The 21,021-nt window shown below is 75.9% G+C and carries 17 protein-coding genes, 1 tRNA gene and 1 other RNA gene; 12 read left to right on the top strand and 7 right to left on the bottom strand.

Annotated elements, in window-relative coordinates; translation table 11 throughout:
- Nucleotides 1–552, bottom strand: a 552-nt coding sequence (locus WCS02_RS06760; protein WP_340291283.1) for a MarR family winged helix-turn-helix transcriptional regulator, incomplete at its 3' end; no start/stop codon positions are given.
- 70 nt (nucleotides 553–622) lie between these two features.
- Between WCS02_RS06760 and WCS02_RS06755 the strand changes: the two genes are divergently transcribed.
- Nucleotides 623–2,281, top strand: coding sequence for an LLM class flavin-dependent oxidoreductase (locus tag WCS02_RS06755; protein WP_340291281.1), 1,659 nt, complete (start codon nucleotides 623–625; stop codon nucleotides 2,279–2,281).
- 6 nt (nucleotides 2,282–2,287) lie between these two features.
- On the opposite strand, the gene WCS02_RS06750 is transcribed toward WCS02_RS06755, so the two are convergent.
- Entirely contained in the window at nucleotides 2,288–2,659 is a 372-nt protein-coding gene (locus tag WCS02_RS06750) for a hypothetical protein (RefSeq protein ID WP_340291279.1), read from the bottom strand.
- A gap of 184 nt (nucleotides 2,660–2,843) precedes the next feature.
- On the opposite strand from WCS02_RS06750, the gene WCS02_RS06745 reads away from it, so the two are divergent.
- The 8 genes from WCS02_RS06745 to WCS02_RS06710 all read left to right on the top strand — a co-directional run bounded on the left by WCS02_RS06745 (nucleotide 2,844) and on the right by WCS02_RS06710 (nucleotide 15,673).
- A complete protein-coding gene (locus WCS02_RS06745; RefSeq protein WP_340291277.1) occupies nucleotides 2,844–4,787 on the top strand; it encodes an ATP-dependent metallopeptidase FtsH/Yme1/Tma family protein in 1,944 nt (647 codons plus the stop codon).
- 7 nt (nucleotides 4,788–4,794) lie between these two features.
- Nucleotides 4,795–6,117: a methyl-accepting chemotaxis protein gene (locus WCS02_RS06740; RefSeq protein WP_340291275.1), complete on the top strand. Its 1,323-nt coding sequence runs from the start codon at nucleotides 4,795–4,797 to the stop codon at nucleotides 6,115–6,117.
- A gap of 111 nt (nucleotides 6,118–6,228) precedes the next feature.
- The gene (locus WCS02_RS06735) at nucleotides 6,229–7,566 is read left to right on the top strand and encodes an asparaginase (RefSeq protein ID WP_340291273.1); all 1,338 of its coding nucleotides are present in this window, start codon (nucleotides 6,229–6,231) and stop codon (nucleotides 7,564–7,566) included.
- A gap of 107 nt (nucleotides 7,567–7,673) precedes the next feature.
- On the top strand, nucleotides 7,674–9,428 hold the full coding sequence (locus WCS02_RS06730) for a helicase HerA-like domain-containing protein (RefSeq protein ID WP_340291271.1): 1,755 nt from the start codon (nucleotides 7,674–7,676) through the stop codon (nucleotides 9,426–9,428).
- Nucleotides 9,425–10,135, top strand: coding sequence for a Type 1 glutamine amidotransferase-like domain-containing protein (locus WCS02_RS06725; RefSeq protein ID WP_340291269.1), 711 nt, complete (start codon nucleotides 9,425–9,427; stop codon nucleotides 10,133–10,135). The genes WCS02_RS06730 and WCS02_RS06725 overlap by 4 nt, the downstream gene beginning before the upstream one ends.
- An 85-nt stretch (nucleotides 10,136–10,220) precedes the next feature.
- Nucleotides 10,221–11,384: an SLC13 family permease gene (locus WCS02_RS06720; protein WP_340291267.1), complete on the top strand. Its 1,164-nt coding sequence runs from the start codon at nucleotides 10,221–10,223 to the stop codon at nucleotides 11,382–11,384.
- Nucleotides 11,385–11,520: 136 nt separating this feature from the next.
- Nucleotides 11,521–15,132 (top strand): indolepyruvate ferredoxin oxidoreductase family protein, encoded by a 3,612-nt coding sequence (locus WCS02_RS06715; RefSeq protein WP_340291265.1) that lies wholly within the window; start codon nucleotides 11,521–11,523, stop codon nucleotides 15,130–15,132.
- Nucleotides 15,125–15,673: an Lrp/AsnC family transcriptional regulator gene (locus WCS02_RS06710; protein WP_340291263.1), complete on the top strand. Its 549-nt coding sequence runs from the start codon at nucleotides 15,125–15,127 to the stop codon at nucleotides 15,671–15,673. The genes WCS02_RS06715 and WCS02_RS06710 overlap by 8 nt, the downstream gene beginning before the upstream one ends.
- Nucleotides 15,674–15,680: 7 nt before the next feature.
- On the opposite strand, the gene WCS02_RS06705 is transcribed toward WCS02_RS06710, so the two are convergent.
- The 3 genes from WCS02_RS06705 to ffs form a co-directional block, all read right to left on the bottom strand.
- The gene (locus tag WCS02_RS06705) at nucleotides 15,681–16,376 is read right to left on the bottom strand and encodes a LytR C-terminal domain-containing protein (protein ID WP_340291261.1); all 696 of its coding nucleotides are present in this window, start codon (nucleotides 16,374–16,376) and stop codon (nucleotides 15,681–15,683) included.
- Nucleotides 16,373–16,684 (bottom strand): type II toxin-antitoxin system VapB family antitoxin, encoded by a 312-nt coding sequence (locus WCS02_RS06700; RefSeq protein WP_340291259.1) that lies wholly within the window; start codon nucleotides 16,682–16,684, stop codon nucleotides 16,373–16,375. Before WCS02_RS06700 ends, WCS02_RS06705 begins: the two co-directional genes overlap by 4 nt.
- A gap of 64 nt (nucleotides 16,685–16,748) precedes the next feature.
- Nucleotides 16,749–16,845: signal recognition particle sRNA small type (gene ffs, locus WCS02_RS06695), an RNA gene on the bottom strand.
- Between the two features lie 61 nt (nucleotides 16,846–16,906).
- Here ffs and WCS02_RS06690 point away from each other — a divergent pair.
- Nucleotides 16,907–16,991 (top strand) — tRNA-Ser (locus WCS02_RS06690).
- Nucleotides 16,992–17,060: 69 nt separating this feature from the next.
- Here WCS02_RS06690 and WCS02_RS06685 read toward each other — a convergent pair.
- Nucleotides 17,061–18,170 carry a class I SAM-dependent methyltransferase gene (locus WCS02_RS06685; protein WP_340291257.1) on the bottom strand — a complete coding sequence of 370 codons (1,110 nt, stop codon included), beginning with the start codon at nucleotides 18,168–18,170 and terminating at the stop codon, nucleotides 17,061–17,063.
- 92 nt (nucleotides 18,171–18,262) lie between these two features.
- Here WCS02_RS06685 and WCS02_RS06680 point away from each other — a divergent pair, with 92 nt between their 5' ends.
- Nucleotides 18,263–18,652 (top strand): YchJ family protein, encoded by a 390-nt coding sequence (locus WCS02_RS06680; protein ID WP_340291255.1) that lies wholly within the window; start codon nucleotides 18,263–18,265, stop codon nucleotides 18,650–18,652.
- 43 nt (nucleotides 18,653–18,695) lie between these two features.
- On the opposite strand, the gene WCS02_RS06675 is transcribed toward WCS02_RS06680, so the two are convergent.
- Entirely contained in the window at nucleotides 18,696–19,658 is a 963-nt protein-coding gene (locus tag WCS02_RS06675) for a cation diffusion facilitator family transporter (protein ID WP_340291254.1), read from the bottom strand.
- A gap of 139 nt (nucleotides 19,659–19,797) precedes the next feature.
- Between WCS02_RS06675 and WCS02_RS06670 the strand changes: the two genes are divergently transcribed.
- Nucleotides 19,798–21,021 (top strand): DNA polymerase III subunit gamma and tau (locus WCS02_RS06670; RefSeq protein WP_340291253.1); only part of this gene is annotated, 1,224 nt, incomplete at its 3' end.

Raw genomic sequence — 21,021 nt, 5'->3', positions numbered from 1 at the left:
GCCCCGGGCGGCGCCCCGGTCGCCCGCCGTCCCGCGGGTCGCCGTGGTGCCAGGGCCGGTCGCGCCCCCGGTCGTCGCCTGGACCACCTGGCACATGTCGTCGACGCCCGCCCGGTCGGCGGTGCTGCAGGCCAGCGTCCGCAGCAGGCGGCGGAAGGTCTCGGCGTCCCCGGCGGGCAGGGCCCCGAGCACGTGCTGCTCGGCCCGCGCGACGGCCACCTCGTGGCCGGCCAGGGTGCGCCGCCCCTCCTCCGTCGCCTCGACCAGCCGTGAGCGCCGGTCCACCGGGTCGGGCCGCCTGAGGACCAGGCCCGCCTCCTCCAGGTCGTCGACCAGGTAGGTGAGGACGGTCCGGTCGATGCCCAGCCGGGCCGCGAGCGCCCCCTGGTTGCGGCCCTGCCCCTGCGCCGCCGCGGCGAGCAGCTGGTAGCCCCGCGGTCCGCCCGGCAGGTCGTCGACGACCCCGTCGGTCACCCGCAGGTACTCGCGCAGGACCACGCCGAGCGTCCACCCCAGGTCGGAGTCCAGCGGGCCGTCGTGGTCGTCCGTCATCGTCCGAGCATACCGTCGCCCACGACGACAGGTGGTCGCGCAGAACGTCTGCGTGGAATACGATTGCGTCATGCCCGACTACGGCCACGACCTCCTGTTCGGCTCCTTCCTCACGCCCTCCGCGGCAGCCCCCGGGCAGGTCGTCCAGCTCGCCGTGCTGTCGGAGCAGGTCGGGCTCGACCTCGTCACCGTCCAGGACCACCCGTACCAGCCGTCGTTCCTCGACACCTGGACGCTGCTGTCGTACCTGGCCGCCCGCACCGACCGCGTCCGGCTGGCGGCGAACGTCACCAACCTGCCGCTGCGTCCGCCCGCCGTCCTCGCCCGCAGCGTGGCCAGCCTCGACCTGCTGAGCGGCGGCCGGGTCGAGCTCGGCCTCGGCGCGGGCGCGTTCTGGGACGCCATCGAGGCGATGGGCGCCCGGCGGCTCGGGCCCGGCGAGGCGGTCGAGGCGCTCGAGGAGGCGATCGACGTCGTCCGCCAGGTGTGGGACGCCGGCGCCCGCGGCGGGGTGCGGGTCGAGGGGCGCCACCACCGGGTGGTCGGGGCCAAGCGCGGGCCGGCCCCGGCGCACGACGTCGGGATCTGGCTCGGCGCGTACAGGCCGCGGATGCTCCGCCTGACCGGCCGCCGGGCGGACGGCTGGCTGCCGTCGCTGGGCTACCTGCAGCCGGGCGACCTGGCCCGCGGCAACGAGGTCGTCGACGAGGCCGCCGCGGGGGCGGGGCGGTCGCCGGCGGACGTCCGCCGCCTGCTCAACGTCAGCGGCTCGTTCTCGACCAGGTCCCGCGGCCCGCTCGCCGGCCCGCCCGGGCAGTGGGCCGAGGAGCTCGCCGGGATGACGCTGGCGGACGGGGTGAGCGGCTTCGTCCTCGCCGGCGACGACCCCGACGTGCTGCGCACCTTCGCCGCCGAGGTCGCCCCCGCCGTCCGCGAGCTCGTCGAGGCCGAGCGCAGCGCGCCGAGGCCCGGGCCCGACGACCCCGACCACGGAGACCACGGAGCCCACGCCGTGCAGGCCGCCCACGCTGACCAGGGCGTCCCGGAGCAGCCCGTGGCCCACGTCCCGCGCCAGGACCGCTCGGCCGCCGTCACCGGGGGACGGGCCGCGCCCCGGCCGGCCGTCGTCCCCGCGCTCGGCGTCGTCCCCACCCCCGACCCCGGCGTCCGCCGCAGCAGCGTCCAGGTGTGGGACGAGGGCGCCCGCCCGACCGGCCCGGCGCCGGAGGAGGGCCGCACGTACACCCGTCACGAGCAGGCCAGCGGCCAGCACCTCGTCGACGTCCACGACCGCCTGCGCACCGAGCTCGAGCACCTGCAGGACCTCGTCGAGCAGGTCGCCGCCGGCACGCTCGACGCCGGGGCCGCCCGCTCGCACATCGCGACCATGACCATCCGGCAGAACAAGTGGACCCTCGGCACCTACTGCGAGAGCTACTGCCGGGTCGTCACCACGCACCACACGATCGAGGACCAGAGCATGTTCCCCCACCTCCGCTCGGCCGACCCGCGGCTGGCGCCCGTGGTCGACCGGCTGGAGGAGGAGCACCACGCCATCCACGACGTGCTCGAGGGCGTCGACCGGGCCCTGGTCGGCTTCGTCGCCGTCCCGGACGGCATGGCGGACCTGCGCGCCGCGGTCGACCTGCTCAGCGACACCCTGCTGTCGCACCTGTCCTACGAGGAGCGGGAGCTGGTCGAGCCGCTGGCCCGCCTCGGCATGGGCTGAGGAGCCTCAGCCCACCCGCTGGGCCGCCGTGGCCAGCGGCACGGCGAAGCCGCCCGGCTCGAACAGGACGACCTGCCGGCCCGGGGCGCCGATCAGCCGCAGCCGGGCGCCGCGGTCGCGCCAGCCCATGAGCACCGTGTACGTGAGGTCGGTCGCCCCGGGGGCGTCGGGCGGGTCGGCCATGGCGAAGGACAGGGTGATGTCCCGCACCGGCTCGTCCTCGGTGACGACCACCCGGCCCTCGCTGCGGTAGCGGCCGGTGCCGCCCCGGGCGTGCAGCAGGAAGCGGTCGTCGACCCGGACCACGGCGCCGAGCAGCAGCCCGGCCAGGTCCAGGTCCAGGTCGGCGTCACCGGGCATCGCGCAGACCTCGGTCACGGTCCCCCCTCTCCGGCACGCCTCTGGGCCTGCCCGTCCCCGTGGCAGACGGCACGCGGGCGGGTCAGCCGTAGGGCCGCCGCCGCCGGTGCGCCCGATCGGACCACCCTCCCCTGGCGCCGCGGAGTCCTCCCGGGTGCTCCGGAGTGCTCCAGGACCGGCGGGCAGGTGCCGATGCCCCGCCATGCCCAGCACCCGTGCCCGCCGCTCCCGGACCGCCCGCCGCCGGCTGCTCCTGCTGTCCGGTGCCGCCGTGGTCACCGCCGTCACGTCCGCCGTCGTCGTCCACGGGGAGCTCGCTCCTCCCGCGCCGGACCGCGTCCCCCTGTCCCGCGCCGTCGAGGCCGTCGAGGACGGGGACGTCACCACCGCCGTCCTCGACGAGGCGGCCGCGGAGGTCGTGCTCACCCTTGCCGACGGCCGCACGCTCGCCTCGGGGTTCCCGGGCGCCTACGCCGACGAGCTCACCGCCGACCTGGTCGAGGCCGGCGTCGAGGTGGAGACCGACCCCGTCCGTCCTCCCGGCCTGCTGGACAGCCTGCTCCCGCTCGTCGTCATGGTGCTGCTGGTCGGCGGCCTGGTGTGGGGCGTCCGCAGCGGCGGCCTGTCCGGGGTGCGGCTCAAGGGCACGCGCGGCGAGCAGGTCGACGGCGTCCCCAGCGCCCGCTTCAGCGACGTGGCCGGCTGCGAGGAGGCGGTCACCGAGATGAAGGAGCTCGTGGAGTTCCTCAAGGACGGCGAGCGCTTCACCCGGGTCGGCGCGAAGCCCCCGCGCGGCGCGCTGCTCGTCGGTCCTCCCGGCACCGGCAAGACGCTGCTCGCCCGGGCCGTCGCCGGCGAGGCCGGCGTGCCGTTCTTCCCGCTGGCCGGCAGCGACTTCGTCGAGACCTTCGCCGGTGTCGGTGCCCGCCGGGTCCGCGACCTGTTCGACCGGGCCCGCGAGTCCGAGGGCGGCATCATCTTCATCGACGAGATCGACGCCATCGGCCGGGCCCGCTCGGAGGGCCCGGGGCACTCCGGCGCCGACACCGAGCGCGAGAACACGCTCATCTCCATGCTCAACGAGATGGACGGCTTCGACACCGACCACCGCATCATCGTCCTGGCCGCCACCAACCGGGCCGACGTCCTCGACCCGGCGCTCACCCGTCCCGGCCGGCTCGACCGCCAGGTGCAGGTCCCCGCCCCGGACCGGCGCGGCCGCACCCAGATCCTCGAGGTCCACGCGGCGTCGCGCCCCATGGCCGACGACGTCGACCTGGTCTCGGTCGCCCGCCGCACCCCCGGCATGAGCGGCGCCGAGCTCGCCCAGGTCGTCAACGAGGCCTGCATGGAGGCCGCCCGCCGCGGGCTGGTCCAGGTCGGCGCCGACTGCCTGGACGCCGCCGTCGCCACGGTCGCCCTCGGCCGGGCCCGCACGTCGGCGCTGGTCACCGAGCACGACCGCCGCATCACGGCCTGGCACGAGGCCGGGCACGCCCTCACCGCGCTGCTGCTGGAGGACGCCGACGACCCGGTGCAGGTCTCCATCGTGCCGCGCGGCCCCGCCGGCGGCGTGACGTGGATGAGCGGCAACGACGACTCCTTCCTCACCCGACGCAGGGCGCTCGCCGACCTGCGCGTGGCCATGGGCGGCCGCGCGGCCGAGGAGCTGCTCCTGGACGGGGAGTTCACGCAGGGCGCCCACGGCGACCTGGACTCCGCGAGCCGCCGGGCCCTGGCGATGGTGACGAAGTACGGCATGAGCCGCCACGGCTACCTGCTCGTCGACGACGACACGGTCAGGATGGGCGGGCAGGTCGCCACCGAGGTCCGCGAGGTGGCCGAGGAGCTGCTCGCCGCCGCCCACGAGGACGCCTTCACCCTGCTCGCCACCCACCGGGTGCTGCTCGACGCCGTCGCCGGCGCGCTGCTGGAGGCGGAGAACCTCACGCTGGCCGACCTGCTGAGCGTGCAGGCCTCGGTCGACGCCGCCGCCCCGCCCGTGGCCGCCGCGGGCCCCGGCCCCCGGGTCCCCGCCCAGGTGCCGACCCACGTCACCGCGCGGGTCCCCGCCCAGGTCCGGAGCACGCCCGCGCTCCCCGAGGTCGTGGGCGCCTTCCCGACCGTCACGCAGAAGGACCGCTGACACGACCATGACGACCCCGCTCGCACCCCCGACGAGTGTCCCGGCCTCCGGCTGGCTGCCCAAGGGCGTCCCGCTCACCGAGGACGTGTTCCTCGCCCGGCACCGCGTCATCCTCGGTGTCGCCACCGTCCAGGTCCCGCTGCTGCTCCTGCTCGTGCTGCTGCGCGGGGTCGGGGAGGTCATGGTGTGGCTGGAGCTCGCGGCCGTGCTGCCCCTGCTCCTGCTGGCCCGTCTGGCGGGCAGCCAGGTGGTCCGCAGCAGCACCGTGAGCCTCGCCCTCATGCTGGGCGCGAGCGTGCTCGTGCACGCCGGGGGCGGGCTCACCGACCTGCACATCTCGTTCTACGTGTTCCTCGTGGTCGTCGCGCTGTACCAGTCGTGGGCGCCCTTCCTCACGGCCGTGGGCTACGTCGCCCTGCACCACTCGGCCATGGCGCTCGTCGCCCCCGACGCGGTGTTCTCCGGGCACCACGCCCAGGAGCACCCGCTGCCGTACGCCGCGCTGCACGCCGCGTTCCTCCTGGCCCAGGCCGCCGCCCTGGCCTTCGGGTGGCGCTTCGCGGAGCAGGCCGAGGCCGTCCGGCGGTCCGAGGCCCTCCGCGCGCAGCAGGACCGGGCCCAGCACCTCGCCGTCCAGGCGGCCGAGCGGGAGCAGTCGGCCGAGCGGCAGGCGCTCCGGCTGGAGGCCGGCCGCGCCCGCGCCGCCGACGTGGCCGCCCGGATGGTCGAGGTGGAGGAGGCCGGGGCGACCCTGAGCCGCGACGTCGCCACCGCCACCGGGGTCCTCGACGACCTGCGCGGCTCCATCGGCGCCATCGCCGCAGCGGCCGGCCAGGCCTCCGCGACCGCGCTGGACGCCGACAGCCGCTCCCAGGAGTCGGTGGACACCATGGCCCGGCTGACCGGCACGATGGCGGAGATCGAGGCCATCGCCGTCCGGATCAACGGGGTCGCCGCCCAGACCAACCTGCTCGCCCTCAACGCCACCATCGAGGCAGCGCGCGCCGGGGACGCCGGCCGCGGCTTCGCCGTCGTCGCCGAGGAGGTCAAGGCGCTGGCACGGGAGACCTCGGGCGCCACCGACGAGATCAGCCGCGTCGTGGACGTGGTCCGCGTGGAGGTCTCCGGCACCGCGGCCGTCGTCGCCCGCATCCGCGCCGTCATGGGCGAGGTGGTGGCGGCCCAGCGGACGATCGAGGAGGCCGTCACCGAGCAGACGGCCGCGACCCAGGAGGTCTCGAGCGCCATGTGCAGCGCCACCCGGCAGGCCGAGCGGGTCGCGGTCGAGCTGCGGCACGCGACGGCCGCGGCCACCGTCGTCGACGGGTGACCGGGGCGTCGTGACGCCGGGTCACGCGATCGTCACCGGGACGTAACCCGGGGGGTCGGTCGGGTCGGGACAGTCGGGCGTCCCGACCCGCCCCAGCAGAGAGGCCCCCACGTGGCCGTCATCACCCCCGCCCGCCCGTCCGGGTACGGGCGGCTGCTCCCGCTCGCCGCCGCCGGCACCGCCGGTGCCCTCGCCGTCGCCCTGCTCCTCGGACCCACCGGCACGACAGGGGCCACGGGGACCAGGGACACGGCGAGCACCGCGCCGCCCGTCACCGACGCGGTCGTCGGTGCGGCACCCGTCGTCCAGGGACCCACCGTCCAGAGCGCGGCGTACACCACCGCCGTCCAGGCGGCCGCCGCGACGAAGCCGAAGGTCACCGTGATCGGCACGGGCGGCACCATCGCCGGCGTCGCGCCCACGCGCAGCGACTTCACGAACTACCGGGCCGGACAGATCCCGATCGGCACCCTGGTGGGCCAGATCCAGCCCGAGGTCGGTGCCCTGGCCGACGTCAGCACCGTCCAGTTCGGCAACAGCGGCTCCGGCGGCTACACGATCCCGCAGTTCTACGAGCTGACCGCCGCCGTCGAGGCCGCGCTGAGGACGGCCGACGGCGTGGTCGTCACCACCGGTACCGACACCATGGAGGAGTTCGCCTACTGGCTCGACCTCACGGTGCAGAGCCGCAAGCCGGTCGTCCTCACCGGCGCCATGCGCCCCTGGGCGGCCGGGACCGTCGATGGCCCGCAGGTGATCGGCGCCGACGGCCCCGCGAACCTGTTCAACGCGATCAGCCTCGCCGCGAGCCAGAAGACCTTCTGCTTCGGCACCGTCCTCATGCTCAACGACGAGTTCCACGCCGCCCGCGACGTCACCAAGACCAGCACCACGCGGATGGACACCTTCCAGACCCGGGAGCTCGGCGTCCTCGGCTGGATCGACGGCCCGGCGATCCGGGTCGCGCGTGCCCCCGCGCGCGTCGAGCAGTGCGACACCCCGCGGAGCTGGGCGACCCCGTTCGACCTGTCGACCATCCCCGTCACGGCGCTGCCGCGGACCGAGATCGTCTACACGTACCAGCAGGCGGGCGGCGAGCCGATCACCGCGTTCGCGCAGGCCGGGGTCAAGGGCATCGTCACCGCGGGCACAGGCGCGGGCGGCGTGTCCGGCCCCCAGGGCCAGGCCCGGACGGCGGCCGCCCGCGACTTCGGCGTCGTCTTCGTCAGCACCTCCCGGACGGGCTCCGGGTCGGTGACCGGCGGCAGCGGCAACGTCGTCGCCGGCGGCGACCTGCTCGCGCAGAAGGCGCGGCTGCTGCTCATGCTCAGCCTGGCCTTCGCCCCCGGCGACGCGGACAAGGCCCGCCAGTGGGTGGGGTCGATCGGCAACCAGGAGTTCGTGCCGGTGAAGTCGCCCCGCGACCGGATCCCGCGCCCGAGCGCGTGAGCATCTGAGCAGGGCGGGCGGGACCGGTGCGCCGGGACCCGCCCGCCCGTACGCTCCGGACGACGCCCGGCCCCACCGGCCGGGCCGCGCTGACGACGGGGTGGCTCATGGCAGGCACGGGCACGGCTCCCCCCGGTGGAGCGGCCCCCTCCGGCGGGACGGACCCGTACGCCGCCCAGGTCGAGGCGGTCCGGGCGGGCTACGGCACGGCGGGTCCCGCCCTCGAGCTGGGGGCGCTCCTCGTCGACGCCGGCGGCACCCCCACGCCCCGCCCTGACGTCCCCGTGCGGATCCCGCTGTCCATGCTCACCCGCCACGGCCTGGTCGCCGGGGCCACCGGCACGGGCAAGACCAAGACGCTGCAGGTCATGGCCGAGCAGCTGAGCGCCGCCGGGGTGCCGGTGTTCCTCGCCGACATCAAGGGCGACCTGTCCGGGATCGCGGTCACCGGCACCGCGTCCGACGGTGTCGTGTCCCGTGCCCGGGCGACCGGCCAGGACTGGCAGGCCACCGCGTCCCCCACGGAGTTCCTGGCCCTCGGCGGGCTCGGCACCGGTGTCCCGGTCCGGGCCAGCATCAGCTCCTTCGGGCCCGACCTGCTCGCCAGGGTCCTCGACCTCAACGCCACCCAGACCTCGAGCCTCGCCCTGGTCTTCCACCACGCCGACACCGCCGGGCTGCCCTTGCTCGACCTCGCCGACCTGCGCGCCGTCGTGCAGCACCTGGTCTCGGACGAGGGCAAGGCGGACCTCGTGGACCTGGGCGGCCTCAGCAAGGCCACCGCGGGCGTCATCCTCCGCGAGCTCGTCGCCTTCGCCGCCGCGGGTGCCGACGCGTTCTTCGGCGAGCCGGAGCTCGACCCCGCCGAGCTGCTGCGCGTCGACGCCGAGGGCCGGGGGATCGTGACCTGCCTGGAGCTGGCCGAGGTGCAGGACCGGCCCGCCCTGTTCTCGACCTTCCTGCTGTGGCTGCTCGCCGAGCTGTTCGAGTCCTTGCCCGAGGTCGGCGACCTCGACCGGCCGAAGCTGGTGTTCTTCTTCGACGAGGCGCACCTGCTGTTCACCGGCGCCTCGAAGACGTTCCTCGAGAAGATCACGCAGACCGTGCGGCTCATCCGGTCCAAGGGCGTAGGGATCGTCTTCGTCACCCAGACCCCCGAGGACGTGCCGGGCGACGTGCTGGCCCAGCTCGGCAGCCGGGTCCAGCACGCCCTGCGCGCGTACACCCCGGACGACGCCAAGGCGCTCAGGGCCACCGTGAGCACGTTCCCGACCTCCGGCTACGACCTGGGGGCGCTGCTCACCTCGCTCGGGACCGGGGAGGCCGTGGTGACGGTCCTGTCGGAGCGCGGCGCCCCCACGCCGGTGGCCTGGACGATGCTCCGCGCCCCGCAGGGGTCGATGTCCCCGATGCCTGCCGATGCCCTCGGCTCGGCGGTCGCGGCCTCGCCCCTCATGGCCCGCTACGGCGTCGAGGTCGACCGGGAGTCCGCCTACGAGATGCTCAGCGCCCGGCTCGGCTCGGGCACCGCCGTGCCCGCCGACCGGACGCGCGGCCGGACGCCCGACCGGACGCGCGGCCGTGCGCCGTCGTCCGCGGACCAGGACGTGGACGAGGACGAGGACAGGGACAGGGGCGCGGACGGGCTCCCCGGTCCCGGTGAGTCCTGGGACGACGTCGAGCCGGCCCGCCGCGGGACCCGGACCCCCGCCCCGCGCCGTCGGGCCCCCCGCGAGGAGCGCGGCGCCGTGCAGGAGGTGCTGGCCTCCCCGGCGGTGCGGGGCTTCCTCCGCTCCGCCGGCACGGCCCTGGGCCGCGAGATCACCCGCGGGATCTTCGGTACCGCCCGGCGCCGACGGTGAGCTGGGGAGAGCCCGGGCAGCCGGGACCGGTCGCGCTCGTCGGGTCCGGGGAGTACCTGCCCGTCATGCACGAGGTCGAGGCGGCCCTGCTCGCCGGCCGGGCGCCGCGCTTCGTCCAGCTCGCCACCGCCGCCGCGCCCGAGGGGCAGCGGTCGCTGGCCCGCTGGCACCAGCTCGGCCGGGAGGCCGCCGAGCGGCTGGGCGTGGAGCAGGTGGTCGTGCCCGTCGTCGACCGGGTGTCCGCCGACGACGAGGCCCTGGCGTCGCTCGTCGCGGGCGCGGGCCTGGTCTACCTGTCCGGCGGCAACCCCCGCTTCCTCGCCGACACCCTGCGCGGCACCGCCGTGTGGGCGGCGATCGAGCGGGAGTGGCGCGGCGGCGCGGCGCTGGCCGGCTGCAGCGCCGGAGCGATGGCGATGGGCGGCGCCGTCCCCGACGTCCGCCACCCGCTGTCCGGGCCGGTCGAGGGCCTCGGCGTCGTCCCGCACCTGTCCGTGGTTCCGCACTTCGACGCCTTCGGCGCCCGGCTGCTCGGCGCGTTCGCCGGGCACCAGCTGCCCGACGGCGTCCGGCTGGTCGGCGTCGACGAGCGGACCGCGCTCGTCGGGGGGCCGCACCGCTGGGAGGTGGCGGGTCGCTCGAGCGCGTGGCTGCTCGACGACGACGGCCGCCACGAGCAGCCGCCCGGCTCCGTCGTCACCCTCTGACCACCTGACCTGGCCCCGACCCCGGCGGCGGGCGCCTGCCCCACGCCTCGGGCGGGCCGCCCGGCCGCCCGCCGCGGGTGCTCTGATGGCGCCCGTGTGGCGCTGGGTGTCGGTGGCGGGGGCCCTCGTCGTCGTCACCGGGCTGCTGCCGGCGGCCGACGTCCGGGACCTGCTCGCCCGGGTCGCCCCCGTCCTGGTGTTCCTCGTGGGCATCACCGTCGTCGCGGAGCTGGCGGACCGGGTCGGTCTGTTCGACGTCGCCGCCCGCGCGGCCGCCCACGCCGCGAGGGGCCGCACCGTCGTGCTGTTCCTGCTGCTCGCGCTGGTCGCGGTCGCCGTCACGGTGCTCGTCAGCCTGGACACCACCGCGGTCCTGCTCACGCCGCTCGTCGTCGTCCTCACCCGTCGCCTCGGCCTGCCCGTGCTGCCCTTCGCGGTCATGGTGGTGTGGCTGGCGAACACCGCGAGCCTGCTGCTGCCGGTCTCGAACCTCACCAACCTGCTGGCCGTCGACGCCTTCGACGCCGTCGGCGCGCACTACGTCGTCGTCATGGCCCTGCCCGCGGCCGCGGTGGTCGCCGCCACGGTCGGGCTCCTCCTGGTCTGCTACTCGGGCCGGCTGCGCGGGCGGTTCGAGGACCGGGAGCACGTGAGCCCGCCCGACCGGCTCCTCGTCGTGCTGGCCGGCGCGGCCTGCGCGGGGGTCGGGACCGCGGTCACCCTGGGGGTGGAGCCCGCGGTCGCGGCCGGCGCCGCGGCGGTGCTGCTGCTCGTCGTGGTCGCCGTCCGTGCCCGGCACCTGCTGAGTGCCCGGCTGCTGCCGTGGCGCCTGGTCCTGCTGACCACGGGGCTGTTCCTCGTCGTCCAGGCGGTGGCCGACCGCGGGCTCGCGGCCCTGCTCGCCGGGGTCGCCGGCACCGGTGACGGCCCCGCCGACCTGCTCCGGCTGGCCGCCACGGCCGCGGTGGCCTCCAACGTGCTGACGAACCTGCCGGCCTACCTCGCGCTGGAGCCGGCCGCCGCCGGGTCGGCCGCCCGGCTCGCCGCGCTGCTCGTCGGCACCGACGCGGGGCCGCTCGTCACGCCGTGGGGCTCGCTGGCCACCCTGCTGTGGCTCGACCGGTGCCGCGCCGGCGGTGTCCGGGTGCCGCTGCGCCACGTGGTGCTCCTCGGTCTGGTGGCCGCGCCGGTCGCCGTGCTGGCCGGGACCGGGGGCCTGCTGCTCGCGCAGCGGGCCGGGCTCGTCTGAGGCGTCGTTCGGTACCGGGTGCGGTCCGCCTCGCGCTCGTGCGGCAGGAGAGGGGTCGTGGGCGCACGGCGTGCGGAGTCCTTGCTGCTGCACCGCACGGGTGCGACCATCCCGTCACGCGACGAGGAGGTCACGTATGACGGACACCGCCGACACCCGCGACGCCGCGGGCGCCCGGGTCGACCCGCCGGCGCCCACGGGGACGCCGGTCGCCACGACCGAGGGGTACCGCCTCGACGACCGGTACACCAAGGACGAGGGCCGGGTCGTCATGACGAGCATCCAGGCGCTGGCCCGGCTGCCCGTCGAGCAGCTGCGCCGCGACCGCGCCGCGGGGCTCCGCACCGCCGCGCTGCTGTCCGGCTACCCCGGCTCCCCGCTCGGGGGGTACGACCTCGAGGTGTCGCGGATGCGGCGCCTGCACGACGACCTGCCGCTGGTCCACCAGCCGGCGGTCAACGAGGAGCTCGGCGCCTCGGCCGTCATGGGCTCCCAGCTGGCTGCCTCGCGGCCCGACGCGCTCTACGACGGCGTCCTCGGCATCTGGTACGGCAAGGCGCCCGGCCTCGACCGCGCCACCGACGCCATCCGTCACGGCGTCTTCGCGGGCACGTCGCAGCACGGCGGCGTGGTCGCCCTGGTCGGCGACGACCCGGCGGCGAAGTCGAGCACCATGCCCTCCAGCAGCGACGCGGCGCTGGTCGACCTGCACATGCCGATCCTGTACCCCGGCACCCCGGCGGAGTGCCTGGAGCTCGGCCTGCACGCGGTGGCCATCAGCCGGGCCTGCGGTCTGTGGGCGGCGATGAAGGTCGTCACCCCGGTCGCCGACGGCGTCGGCACCGTCGACCTGCCCGTCCTCACCGAGGACCCGGTCATGCCCGACGGCTGGGACGCCGTCGAGCGGCACCCGTCCGCGGTGTTCCTCGGCTCCGCCCGCATGATCGCCGTGGAGAAGGAGTTCCGGACCGTCCGGCAGGACCTCGCCTACCGCTACGGCGTCCTCAACCGGCTCAACCGGATCGTCGTCGACCCCGACGACGCGTGGGTCGGCATCGTGGCCACGGGCTACACGTACTACGAGACCCGCGAGGCGCTCCGCAGGCTCGGGCTCACGACCGACGCCGAGCTCGCGGCGGTCGGCGTCCGGCTGCTCCAGCTGCGCATGCCCGTGCCGTTCGACCGCGAGATGGTGCGCCGGTTCGCCCGCGGCCTCGACGAGATCGTCGTCGTGGAGGAGAAGAACCCGACGCTCGAGGGCCTCGTCAAGGAAGTCCTGTACGACACCGTGGAGCGGCCGCGCATCGTCGGCAAGCACGACGAGACCGGCGCCGAGCTGTTCCACGAGTACGGCCTGATGGACGCCGACGCCATCGCCGGCGCGCTGCGGGCACGGCTGTCCCGGCGTCTGGCCGAGCGTCTCGCCCCGCCTCCCCGGGAGCGCATCGAGGTCGGCTCGCTCCTGCCGCTGGCCACCCAGCGGACCCCGTTCTTCTGCTCCGGCTGCCCGCACAACTGGGGGACCAAGGTCCCCGAGGGCACGCTGGTCGGCGCCGGGACCGGCTGCCACGGGATGAGCCTGCTCATGGACCCCGCCCTGGTCGGCGACACGTTCGGCATCACCGCGATGGGCAACGAGGGCGCCCACTGGATCGGGATGAGCCCGTTCGTCGAGACCGAGCACGTGGTGCAGAACGTCGGCGACGGCACGTACTTCCACTCCGGCCAGCTCGCCGTGCAGGCCGCCATCGGCGCGGGCGCCCGGATCACCTTCAAGATCCTCTACAACGACACGGTCGCCATGACCGGCGGGCAGGACGCGACCTTCTCGATCGGCGTCCCGGCCCTCGTGACGACCCTGCTCGCGCTCGGCGCGGAGCGGGTCGTCGTCACCACGCCCGACGCGAGGGGCTACGACCGGACCGGCCTGCCGCGCGAGGTGGCCGTCCGCGACCGCGACGACATCGTCGACGTGCAGACCGAGCTGGCCGCCGTCGACGGGGTGACCGTGATCGTCAACCACCAGCCGTGCGCCGCCGAGCTCCGCCGGGGCCGCAAGCGCGGGACGGTCGCCACGCCCACGAAGCGGATCGCCATCAACCCGCGGGTGTGCGAGGGCTGCGGCGACTGCGGCGCGGTGTCCAACTGCCTGTCGGTGCAGCCGCTGGACACCCCGCTCGGCCGGCGCACCCGGATCGACCAGGACTCCTGCAACCTCGACTTCTCGTGCGTCAAGGGCGACTGCCCGTCGTTCATGGAGGTCGAGGTCGACCCGTCCGAGGCTCCCGTCGCGACGGCACCCTCCGACGGTCTACCCGGCGCGACGGCACCCTCCGTCGACGACGGGGTGCCGTGGGACCTGCCCGACCCGGTCGCGCCCGACGCCGGGGACGTCGTCCGGGTCCGGCTCGCCGGCATCGGCGGGACGGGGGTCGTCACCACCGCCCAGATGCTGGGCACCGCGGCCATGCTCGACGGCTGGCGCGTGCAGGGCCTGGACCAGACCGGCCTGTCGCAGAAGGCCGGCCCGGTCATCAGCGACGTCGTCCTCACCCGCGGCGACGCCGCCTCCACCAACCTCATCGGGGACGGGCAGACCACGACCCTGCTCGCCCTCGACGGCCTGGTCGGGGCCAGCGACCCCGTGCTCGCCGCCTGCGACCCCGCGACCACCCGGGTCGTGCTGTCGACCAGCCGCACCCCCACCGGCCGGATGGTGTCCGAGCCGACGACCGTCTACCCGGGCGACGACGTGGTCGCGGCCCGCCTCGGCGCGGTCAGCCGCCAGGTCCTGGCCGGCGACGCCGGCCGGACGGCCCGCGTGCTCCTGGGCGACACGGCCCACGTCAACGTGCTCGTCCTCGGGGCGGCGCTGCAGGCCGGTGCCCTCCCGGTCGGCCTCGCCACCCTGCGCCGGGCCGTCGAGCTCAACGGGGTCGCCGTGGAGGCCAACCTGCGGGCGCTGGACTGGGGCCGCGCCTGGGCCGCCGACCCCGACCGGGTCGAGCGGCTCGTCGCCTCCCGCCGGGTGGCGGCCGGGGAGATGCTGTCGGTCCCGCCGCTGCCGGACGCCCTCCGCCGCCGGGTCGACGCGCTCGGCCTGCGCCCGGGCACCGCCGAGGTCGTCGGCATGCTCGCCGCGGACCTCGTCGGCTACCAGGACGCCCGGTACGCCGGGCGGCTGCTCGACGTCGTCGGGCGCGTCGCCGCCGCCGAGCACGCGCTGGACGGGGTGGGCCAGGACGTCGTGGCGGAGCGGCTCACCGAGACCGTCGCCCGGAGCCTGCACAAGCTTATGGCCTACAAGGACGAGTACGAGGTGGCCCGGCTCATGCTGCTGCCCGAGGCCGACGCGGCGGCGGCCGAGGCAGGGCCCGGTCGCCGGTCGTTCCTGCTGCACCCTCCGGTCCTCAAGGCCCTCGGCCGGCGCGACAAGCTCCGGTTCGGCGAGCAGACCCGGCCGGCCTTCGTCGCGCTCGCGGCGGGCAAGAGGCTCCGCGGGACCCGGCTCGACCCGTTCGGCGCCACCGAGGTGCGCCGCACCGAGCGCGAGCTGGTGCGCGAGTACACCGGTCTGGTCCGGCTGCTCGTCGACGGGCTCGACGCCCGCAGCCACGCCCGCGCCGTCGAGGTCGCCGGGATGGTCGACAGCGTCCGGGGCTACGAGGACCTCAAGATGCGACGGGTGGCTGAGTACCGCGCTGCGGTCGCCGACGCCGTGGCGGGCTGGCCGGTGCCCCGTGGCTGACGCCGGACCCCGGACGGACGGCGGCCCGGTCGCCCCCGTCGCCGGTGCCGCCCCGCCGGCCAGGCCGGCGTCCGGGCCGGTGGCGCTCGACGCCCTCGACCGGCTCGTGCTCGCGGAGCTGCAGCGGGACGCCCGGCGGTCGAACAAGGCGCTCGCCGACCTCGCCGGGGTGGCGCCGTCGACCATGCTCGCGCGGGTCCGGCGGCTGGAGGAGACGGGGGTCGTCACCGGCTACCACGCGGCCGTCGACCACCGGGCGGTCGGGCGGCCGGTGCGCGCGCTGGTGTCGGTCCGCCTGCAGCCCAAGAGCCGCGAGGTGGTCGCCGCGTTCATCGAGGCGGTGTGGCAGCTGGACGAGACGGTGGGCATCAGCCTCACCACCGGCACCTACGACGTGCTCGTCCACCTGTCCGCGGCCGACGTCACGAGCCTGGGGGAGCGCCTGCTCGCCGACATCGCCTCGTTCGACAACGTCGTGGCCGAGCACACCTCGCTCGTGCTCGAGCAGCGCGAGAAGGCCGTCGTCACGCCGCTGGGCTGAGCGGCGGTCAGGGGGCGGGCGCCGGTGCCGGGGCGGGTGCCACGGCGCAGTCGACCACCGAGGGCTGCGGCGTGGCACCCAGCTGGGCGGCGACCTCGAGGGACGTGAGGTCCGTCCAGGCGTCCCCGAGGAGGACCTGGACGACGGGGGCGGCGGGGTCGGAGCGGACGACCGCGCCCGACAGCTGGGCCGCGGTCACCAGGGCGGCGGGCTCCGCGCCGGCCGGGAAGGCGACGACCGCGGCCTCCGGCACCTCGGCGGAGGAGTTGCCGACCTCGGCGATGACGAAGCCGCGGGCCTCGAGCTCGTCGGCGACCGAGCTGGCGAGCCCGGTCCGGTCCGTGGCGTTGAGGACCTGCACCGACGTCCCGGCGGCGACGGCGGGCGTGACGACGGCGCGCTCGCAGGCAGGCGGGGCCGCCGACGGCGAGGCCTCCGGGGCGGCGCCGGGCGTCGGCGCCCACGGCAGCTCCCAGCGGCCCAGGACGGCGCCGCCGGCGATGACGCCGGTGCCCCCGACGACGAGCAGGACGGTGAGCATGACGACGGCGTGGCGCAGCGCCCGCCAGCGGCCCCGGCGGCGGCGCAGCCGCTCGGCGACCTCCTCGGGCTCGATCCACCGCTCGACCGGCTGGGGGACGTACATCGGGTCGTCCCGGTCCGGCTCCTCGGGGACCGGCGCGCGACCGCGCCCGAACCTCACGCGACCGTCTGACCGTCGTGGACGAGGACCCGGGCGTGGACGACGGCGCGCTGCCCCAGGGCGGCCCTGACCGCCCGGTGCAGGCCGTCCTCGAGGAACAGCTCGCCCTTCCACTGCACGACGTGGGGGAACAGGTCGCCGAAGAACGTGGAGTCCTCGTCGAGCAGGAGCTCCAGGTCGAGGGTGCGCTTGGTGGTGACGAGCTCCTCCAGGCGCACGGGTCGCGGCGGCACGTCGGCCCAGTCCTTGGCCGAGTAGCGGCCGTGGTCCGGGTACGGACGCACGTGGCCGACCCGCTTGAAGATCACCGGGCGAGGATACGACGGGACCGCCGCGGGCACGCGTCGCCACTCTGGTCGACAGCGCCGGGCATGGGAGGACCCCCCGTGCACCCGGTAGAGCCCACGTACCCTTGCTGCCTTCCGGCCCTGGGGGGGTTCAGCAGGGTGCCGCCACACGGGGGGTCGTCGACGAGGGTAGCAAGGCACCGGCGTGCCCCGGCACCCGCGACCTCCGGTAACCTCTCCGACGGAGGATTCGCCTAGCGGCCTATGGCGCACGCTTGGAAAGCGTGTTGGGTTAACGCCCTCGGGGGTTCAAATCCCCCATCCTCCGCCGCCACGAGACCCCCGGTGCCCAGCGCCCGGGGGTCTCGTGCGTCCAGAGGGCTGCCCCGGGCGCGCCTCAGCCGACGACGGAGCGGGTGACGGTGAAGGACGCGTTGCGCCCGACCTGCTCGGTGCGGCCGACCAGCCGGGCCAGCGTCGCCTTGTGCTCCAGGTGGGAGTTGTAGACCGTCCACAGCTCGCCGCCGGGACGCAGCACCCGGGCAGCCTCGGTGAACAGCGGCCGGGCGACGCCGGGGTGCACGGTCGCCCCGGTGTGGAACGGCGGGTTGAGCAGCACGAGGTCGGCGCTGTCGTCGGCCTGCTGCGACAGGCCGAGGTCGCGCACCACCGTGACGTCGAGGCTGTTGGCCGCCGCGGTGGCGCGGGCGGAGGCGACGGCGGCGGCGGACTCGTCGCTGGCCAGCGCCCGCGTCCCGGGCCGGGTGCGTGCCACCACGCACGCGACGAGGCCGGTGCCGCAGCCCAGGTCGACGACGTCCACCGCCCCCGGCGCCGCCTGCGGCAGGTGGTCGAGCAGGAACCGGGTGCCGCGGTCGACGCCGGTGCCGGCGAAGGCCGCGCCGTGGGCGCAGACGGTGAGGTCGAGGTCGGCGTGGTGCTGCCGCTCGGGGTAGGCGTCGGGGCCGGGGACCGGGCCCCGCGCGGTGAGCACGCGCGACTTCTGCCGGCCGAGGCCCGCCTGCACCTCGGAGAGGTGTCGGCGCAGCACGTCGTTCATCGCCGTGGTCATGTGCTTGACCCGGCCCCCCGCCAGGAGGGTGACGTCCGGGGAGGCGTGCCGGGCGACCGCCCCGGCGATCTCGTCCAGGGCGGCCAGGCTGCGGGGCAGCTGCACGAGCACGACGCGGGCGCCCCGCAGCAGGTCCGCGTCCAGGCCGTGCAGCGTGAACCCGTCCAGGCCCGCGCGCCCGGCGTTGGCCTGCAGGGCGTGCTCGCTGGTCAGCCGGTCGGTGTGGACGCGGACGTCCCGCGCCCCGAGCAGGCCGAGCGCCCCCAGCGTCAGGGCGCCGTACTGGTCCCCCACGACGACGACCTGGCCCGGCCCGCAGGCCTCGACGAGCGGCGCGGCGTCGTCGAGCAGCAGCCGGTCGGTGGCGTCGACCGCCACGAGGTTCGGGGCCTGGACGTCGGGGGCGCGGGAGAGGTCGTCCAGGAGGGAGGGCACAGCGCGAGGGTACGGACCGGCGGGCCTCGTCCCTCACGCCGCCGCGAGGCCCGGACCCGCCCCGGGCTCCGCCGAGGAGCCATGATGCGGGGGTGCCCCCGACCACCTGCCCGTGCTCCTCCGGCCTGCCCTTCGACGGCTGCTGCGGCCCCGTCCTGGCGGACGTGCGCCCGGCGCCCACCGCCGAGCAGCTCATGCGGTCGCGGTACACGGCCTTCGTGCTCGGCGACCGCGAGCACCTGCTCCGCACCTGGCACGCCAGCACGCGCCCCGCGACGCTGGTGCTGGACGACGACGTGCGCTGGGAAGGCCTGGAGGTGCTCGACCGCGAGCGGGGCGGGCCGTTCGACGACGACGGGACCGTGGAGTTCCGCGCCCATCACCGGCACCGCTTCGAGGACGGCCGCGGGGAGCAGCACGAGCGCAGCCGCTTCGTCCGCGAGCGCGGGCGCTGGTCCTACGTCGGGGGCACCTCGGTCTAGGCCGACGGCGGGTCCTCGACGACGGGAGCTCAGCTGCTGGCGGTCAGCGGTCCGCGCCGTCCGTGCGCGTGGCGCCGGCCGTCGAGGCGCCGTCGGGCACGGCGTACAGGTCCGGCTCGAGGTAGATGACGCGTGCGATCGGCACGGCGGCCCGGACCCTTCGCTCGGCCCCGTCGATGGCGTCGGCCACCTCGGCGGCGCTCGACGTGCCCGGTACCGCGATCTTGGCGGCCACGAGCAGCTCCTCGGGCCCCAGGTGCATCGTCCGCATGTGGATGATCCGGTCGACGCCGGCGCCGGGCAGCGCCGCCTCGATGGCGCGGACGTGCTCGACGGTCGCGCTCTCGCCCAGCAGCAGCGACTTCATCTCCACGGCCAGGACGGCGGCGATGGCGACGAGCAGCAGACCGATCATGGCGGTGCCGGCCGCGTCCCAGCGCCCGTCCCCGGTGAGGAGGGTCATGCTCACGCCGAGCAGGGCGAAGACGAGCCCGAGCAGGGCCCCGGCGTCCTCGAGCAGCACGACGGGCAGCTCGGGGGCCTTGGCCGTGCGGACGAACTGCACCCAGCCGCGGTCACCCCGCACGTGGTTGGACTCCCTGATCGCGGTGCGGAAGGAGTACGACTCCAGGCCGATCGCCACGAGCAGCACGGCGACCGGCACCCAGCGCCAGTCCTCGATCGGGTGGGGGTCGGCGTACTTGTGCCACGCCTCGTACAGCGCGAACAGCCCGCCGAGGCTGAACAGCACGATGGACACGACGAAGGCGTAGACGTAGCGCTCGCGGCCGTAGCCGAAGGGGTGCTCCGGGGTGGCGTGCCGCCGGGCCCGCCTGCCGCCGACGAGCAGCAGCAGCTGGTTGCCGGAGTCGGCGAAGGAGTGCACCGACTCCGCCAGCATCGACGAGGACCCGGTGAGCAGGTACGCGAAGAGCTTGGTCAGCGCGATGCCGACGTTGGCCAGGAGGGCCGCGATGATCGCCGTGGTGCCGCCGCCGGTGCTCACGTGGTGCTCCTCGTCCGGGCCCCGCCCGGGGCCGTGCAGGCAGGAGGGTGCCCAGTGCCCCGGACACTACGCACCGGCTGCGTCCCCAGGGTCGACGAGGGCCGCGGACGTGTCCGGGGGCCGCCGTAGGGTGGTGCCCATGGCAGACGGCAGCGCTCCGGTCCTCGCGCTGTACCGCCGCTACCGGCCGGACACGTTCGCCGACGTGGTGGGCCAGGACCACGCGATCGGCCCGATCACGGCCGCTCTGGCCAAGGGCCGGATCAACCACGCGTACCTGTTCTCCGGCCCGCGCGGCTGCGGCAAGACCACCAGCGCCCGGGTGCTCGCGCGCTCGCTCAACTGCGTCCAGGGACCCACCCCGACGCCGTGCCTGGTGTGCCCGTCCTGCGTGGACCTGGCCAACGGCAGCACGGGCAGCCTCGACGTCATCGAGATCGACGCGGCCAGCCACCGCGGCATCGACGACGCCCGAGACCTGCGCGACCGGGTGGCCTTCTCCCCGGTCCGCGACCGCTACAAGGTCGTCATCATCGACGAGGCGCACCAGATCACCGCCGACGCCTTCAGCGCGCTGCTCAAGGTCGTCGAGGAGCCGCCCGAGCACGTGGTCTTCGTCTTCGCCACCACCGAGCCGGAGAAGGTGCTGGGCACCATCCGGTCCCGCACGCACCACTTCCCGTTCCGGCTGGTCCCCCCGGCGCGGCTCATGCAGCACCTGCAGGACATCTGCCGCCGCGAGGGCGTGACGGTCGAGCCGGCCGCGCTGTCCCTGGTCGTCCGTGCGGGCGGGGGCTCGGTCCGTGACTCCATGTCCGTCCTGGACCAGCTCATCGCCGGCGCCGACGGCGACGTCGACGCCGAGCTCGCGACGGCGCTGCTGGGCTACGTGCCGGAGTCGCTGCTGGACGACCTGGTCGACGCGCTGGCCGCGGTGGACGGCGCGGCCGCCTTCGCCTCCGTGCACCACGCCGTCGAGGCCGGGCACGACCCGCGCCGCTACACCAACGACCTGCTGGAGCGGTTGCGGACGCTCGTCATCGTGTCCCGCGTGGGCGAGGGCGCCGCCACGGTGCTGCCCGAGGTCCCCGAGGACGCCTTCGAACGGCTGCGGCACCAGGCCTCCCGCTTCGGGCACGCCGAGCTGTCCCGCGCGGCCGACGTCGTGGCCGCGGCGCTCGGCGAGATGGCCGGCGCCACCAGCCCCCGCCTGCTGCTCGAGCTGCTCGTCGCCCGGCTGCTCGTCGTCGGGGCCGACAGCGACGGTGCGGTCGCCACGCGCGTGGAGCGCCTGGAGCGGCAGCTGCTGGCGCTCGGCGAGGGCGGCGCGCTGCCCGCCGGCAGGCCCGCGTCGCAGCCCGCG

It is taken from the genome of Aquipuribacter hungaricus (assembly GCF_037860755.1).
GTDB classification, from domain to species: Bacteria; Actinomycetota; Actinomycetes; order Actinomycetales; family JBBAYJ01; genus Aquipuribacter; species Aquipuribacter hungaricus.
Note: the sequence above shows the minus strand (reverse complement) of the source record. Positions and strands in the feature narration are given on the sequence as shown.

Coding starts and splice junctions, on each gene's coding strand:
- WCS02_RS06755 (WP_340291281.1), top strand. CDS start 623: ATGCCCGACTACGGCCACGACCTCCTGTTCGGCTCCTTCCTCACGCCC.
- WCS02_RS06745 (WP_340291277.1), top strand. CDS start 2,844: ATGCCCAGCACCCGTGCCCGCCGCTCCCGGACCGCCCGCCGCCGGCTG.
- WCS02_RS06740 (WP_340291275.1), top strand. CDS start 4,795: ATGACGACCCCGCTCGCACCCCCGACGAGTGTCCCGGCCTCCGGCTGG.
- WCS02_RS06730 (WP_340291271.1), top strand. CDS start 7,674: ATGGCAGGCACGGGCACGGCTCCCCCCGGTGGAGCGGCCCCCTCCGGC.
- WCS02_RS06720 (WP_340291267.1), top strand. CDS start 10,221: ATGGCGCCCGTGTGGCGCTGGGTGTCGGTGGCGGGGGCCCTCGTCGTC.
- WCS02_RS06715 (WP_340291265.1), top strand. CDS start 11,521: ATGACGGACACCGCCGACACCCGCGACGCCGCGGGCGCCCGGGTCGAC.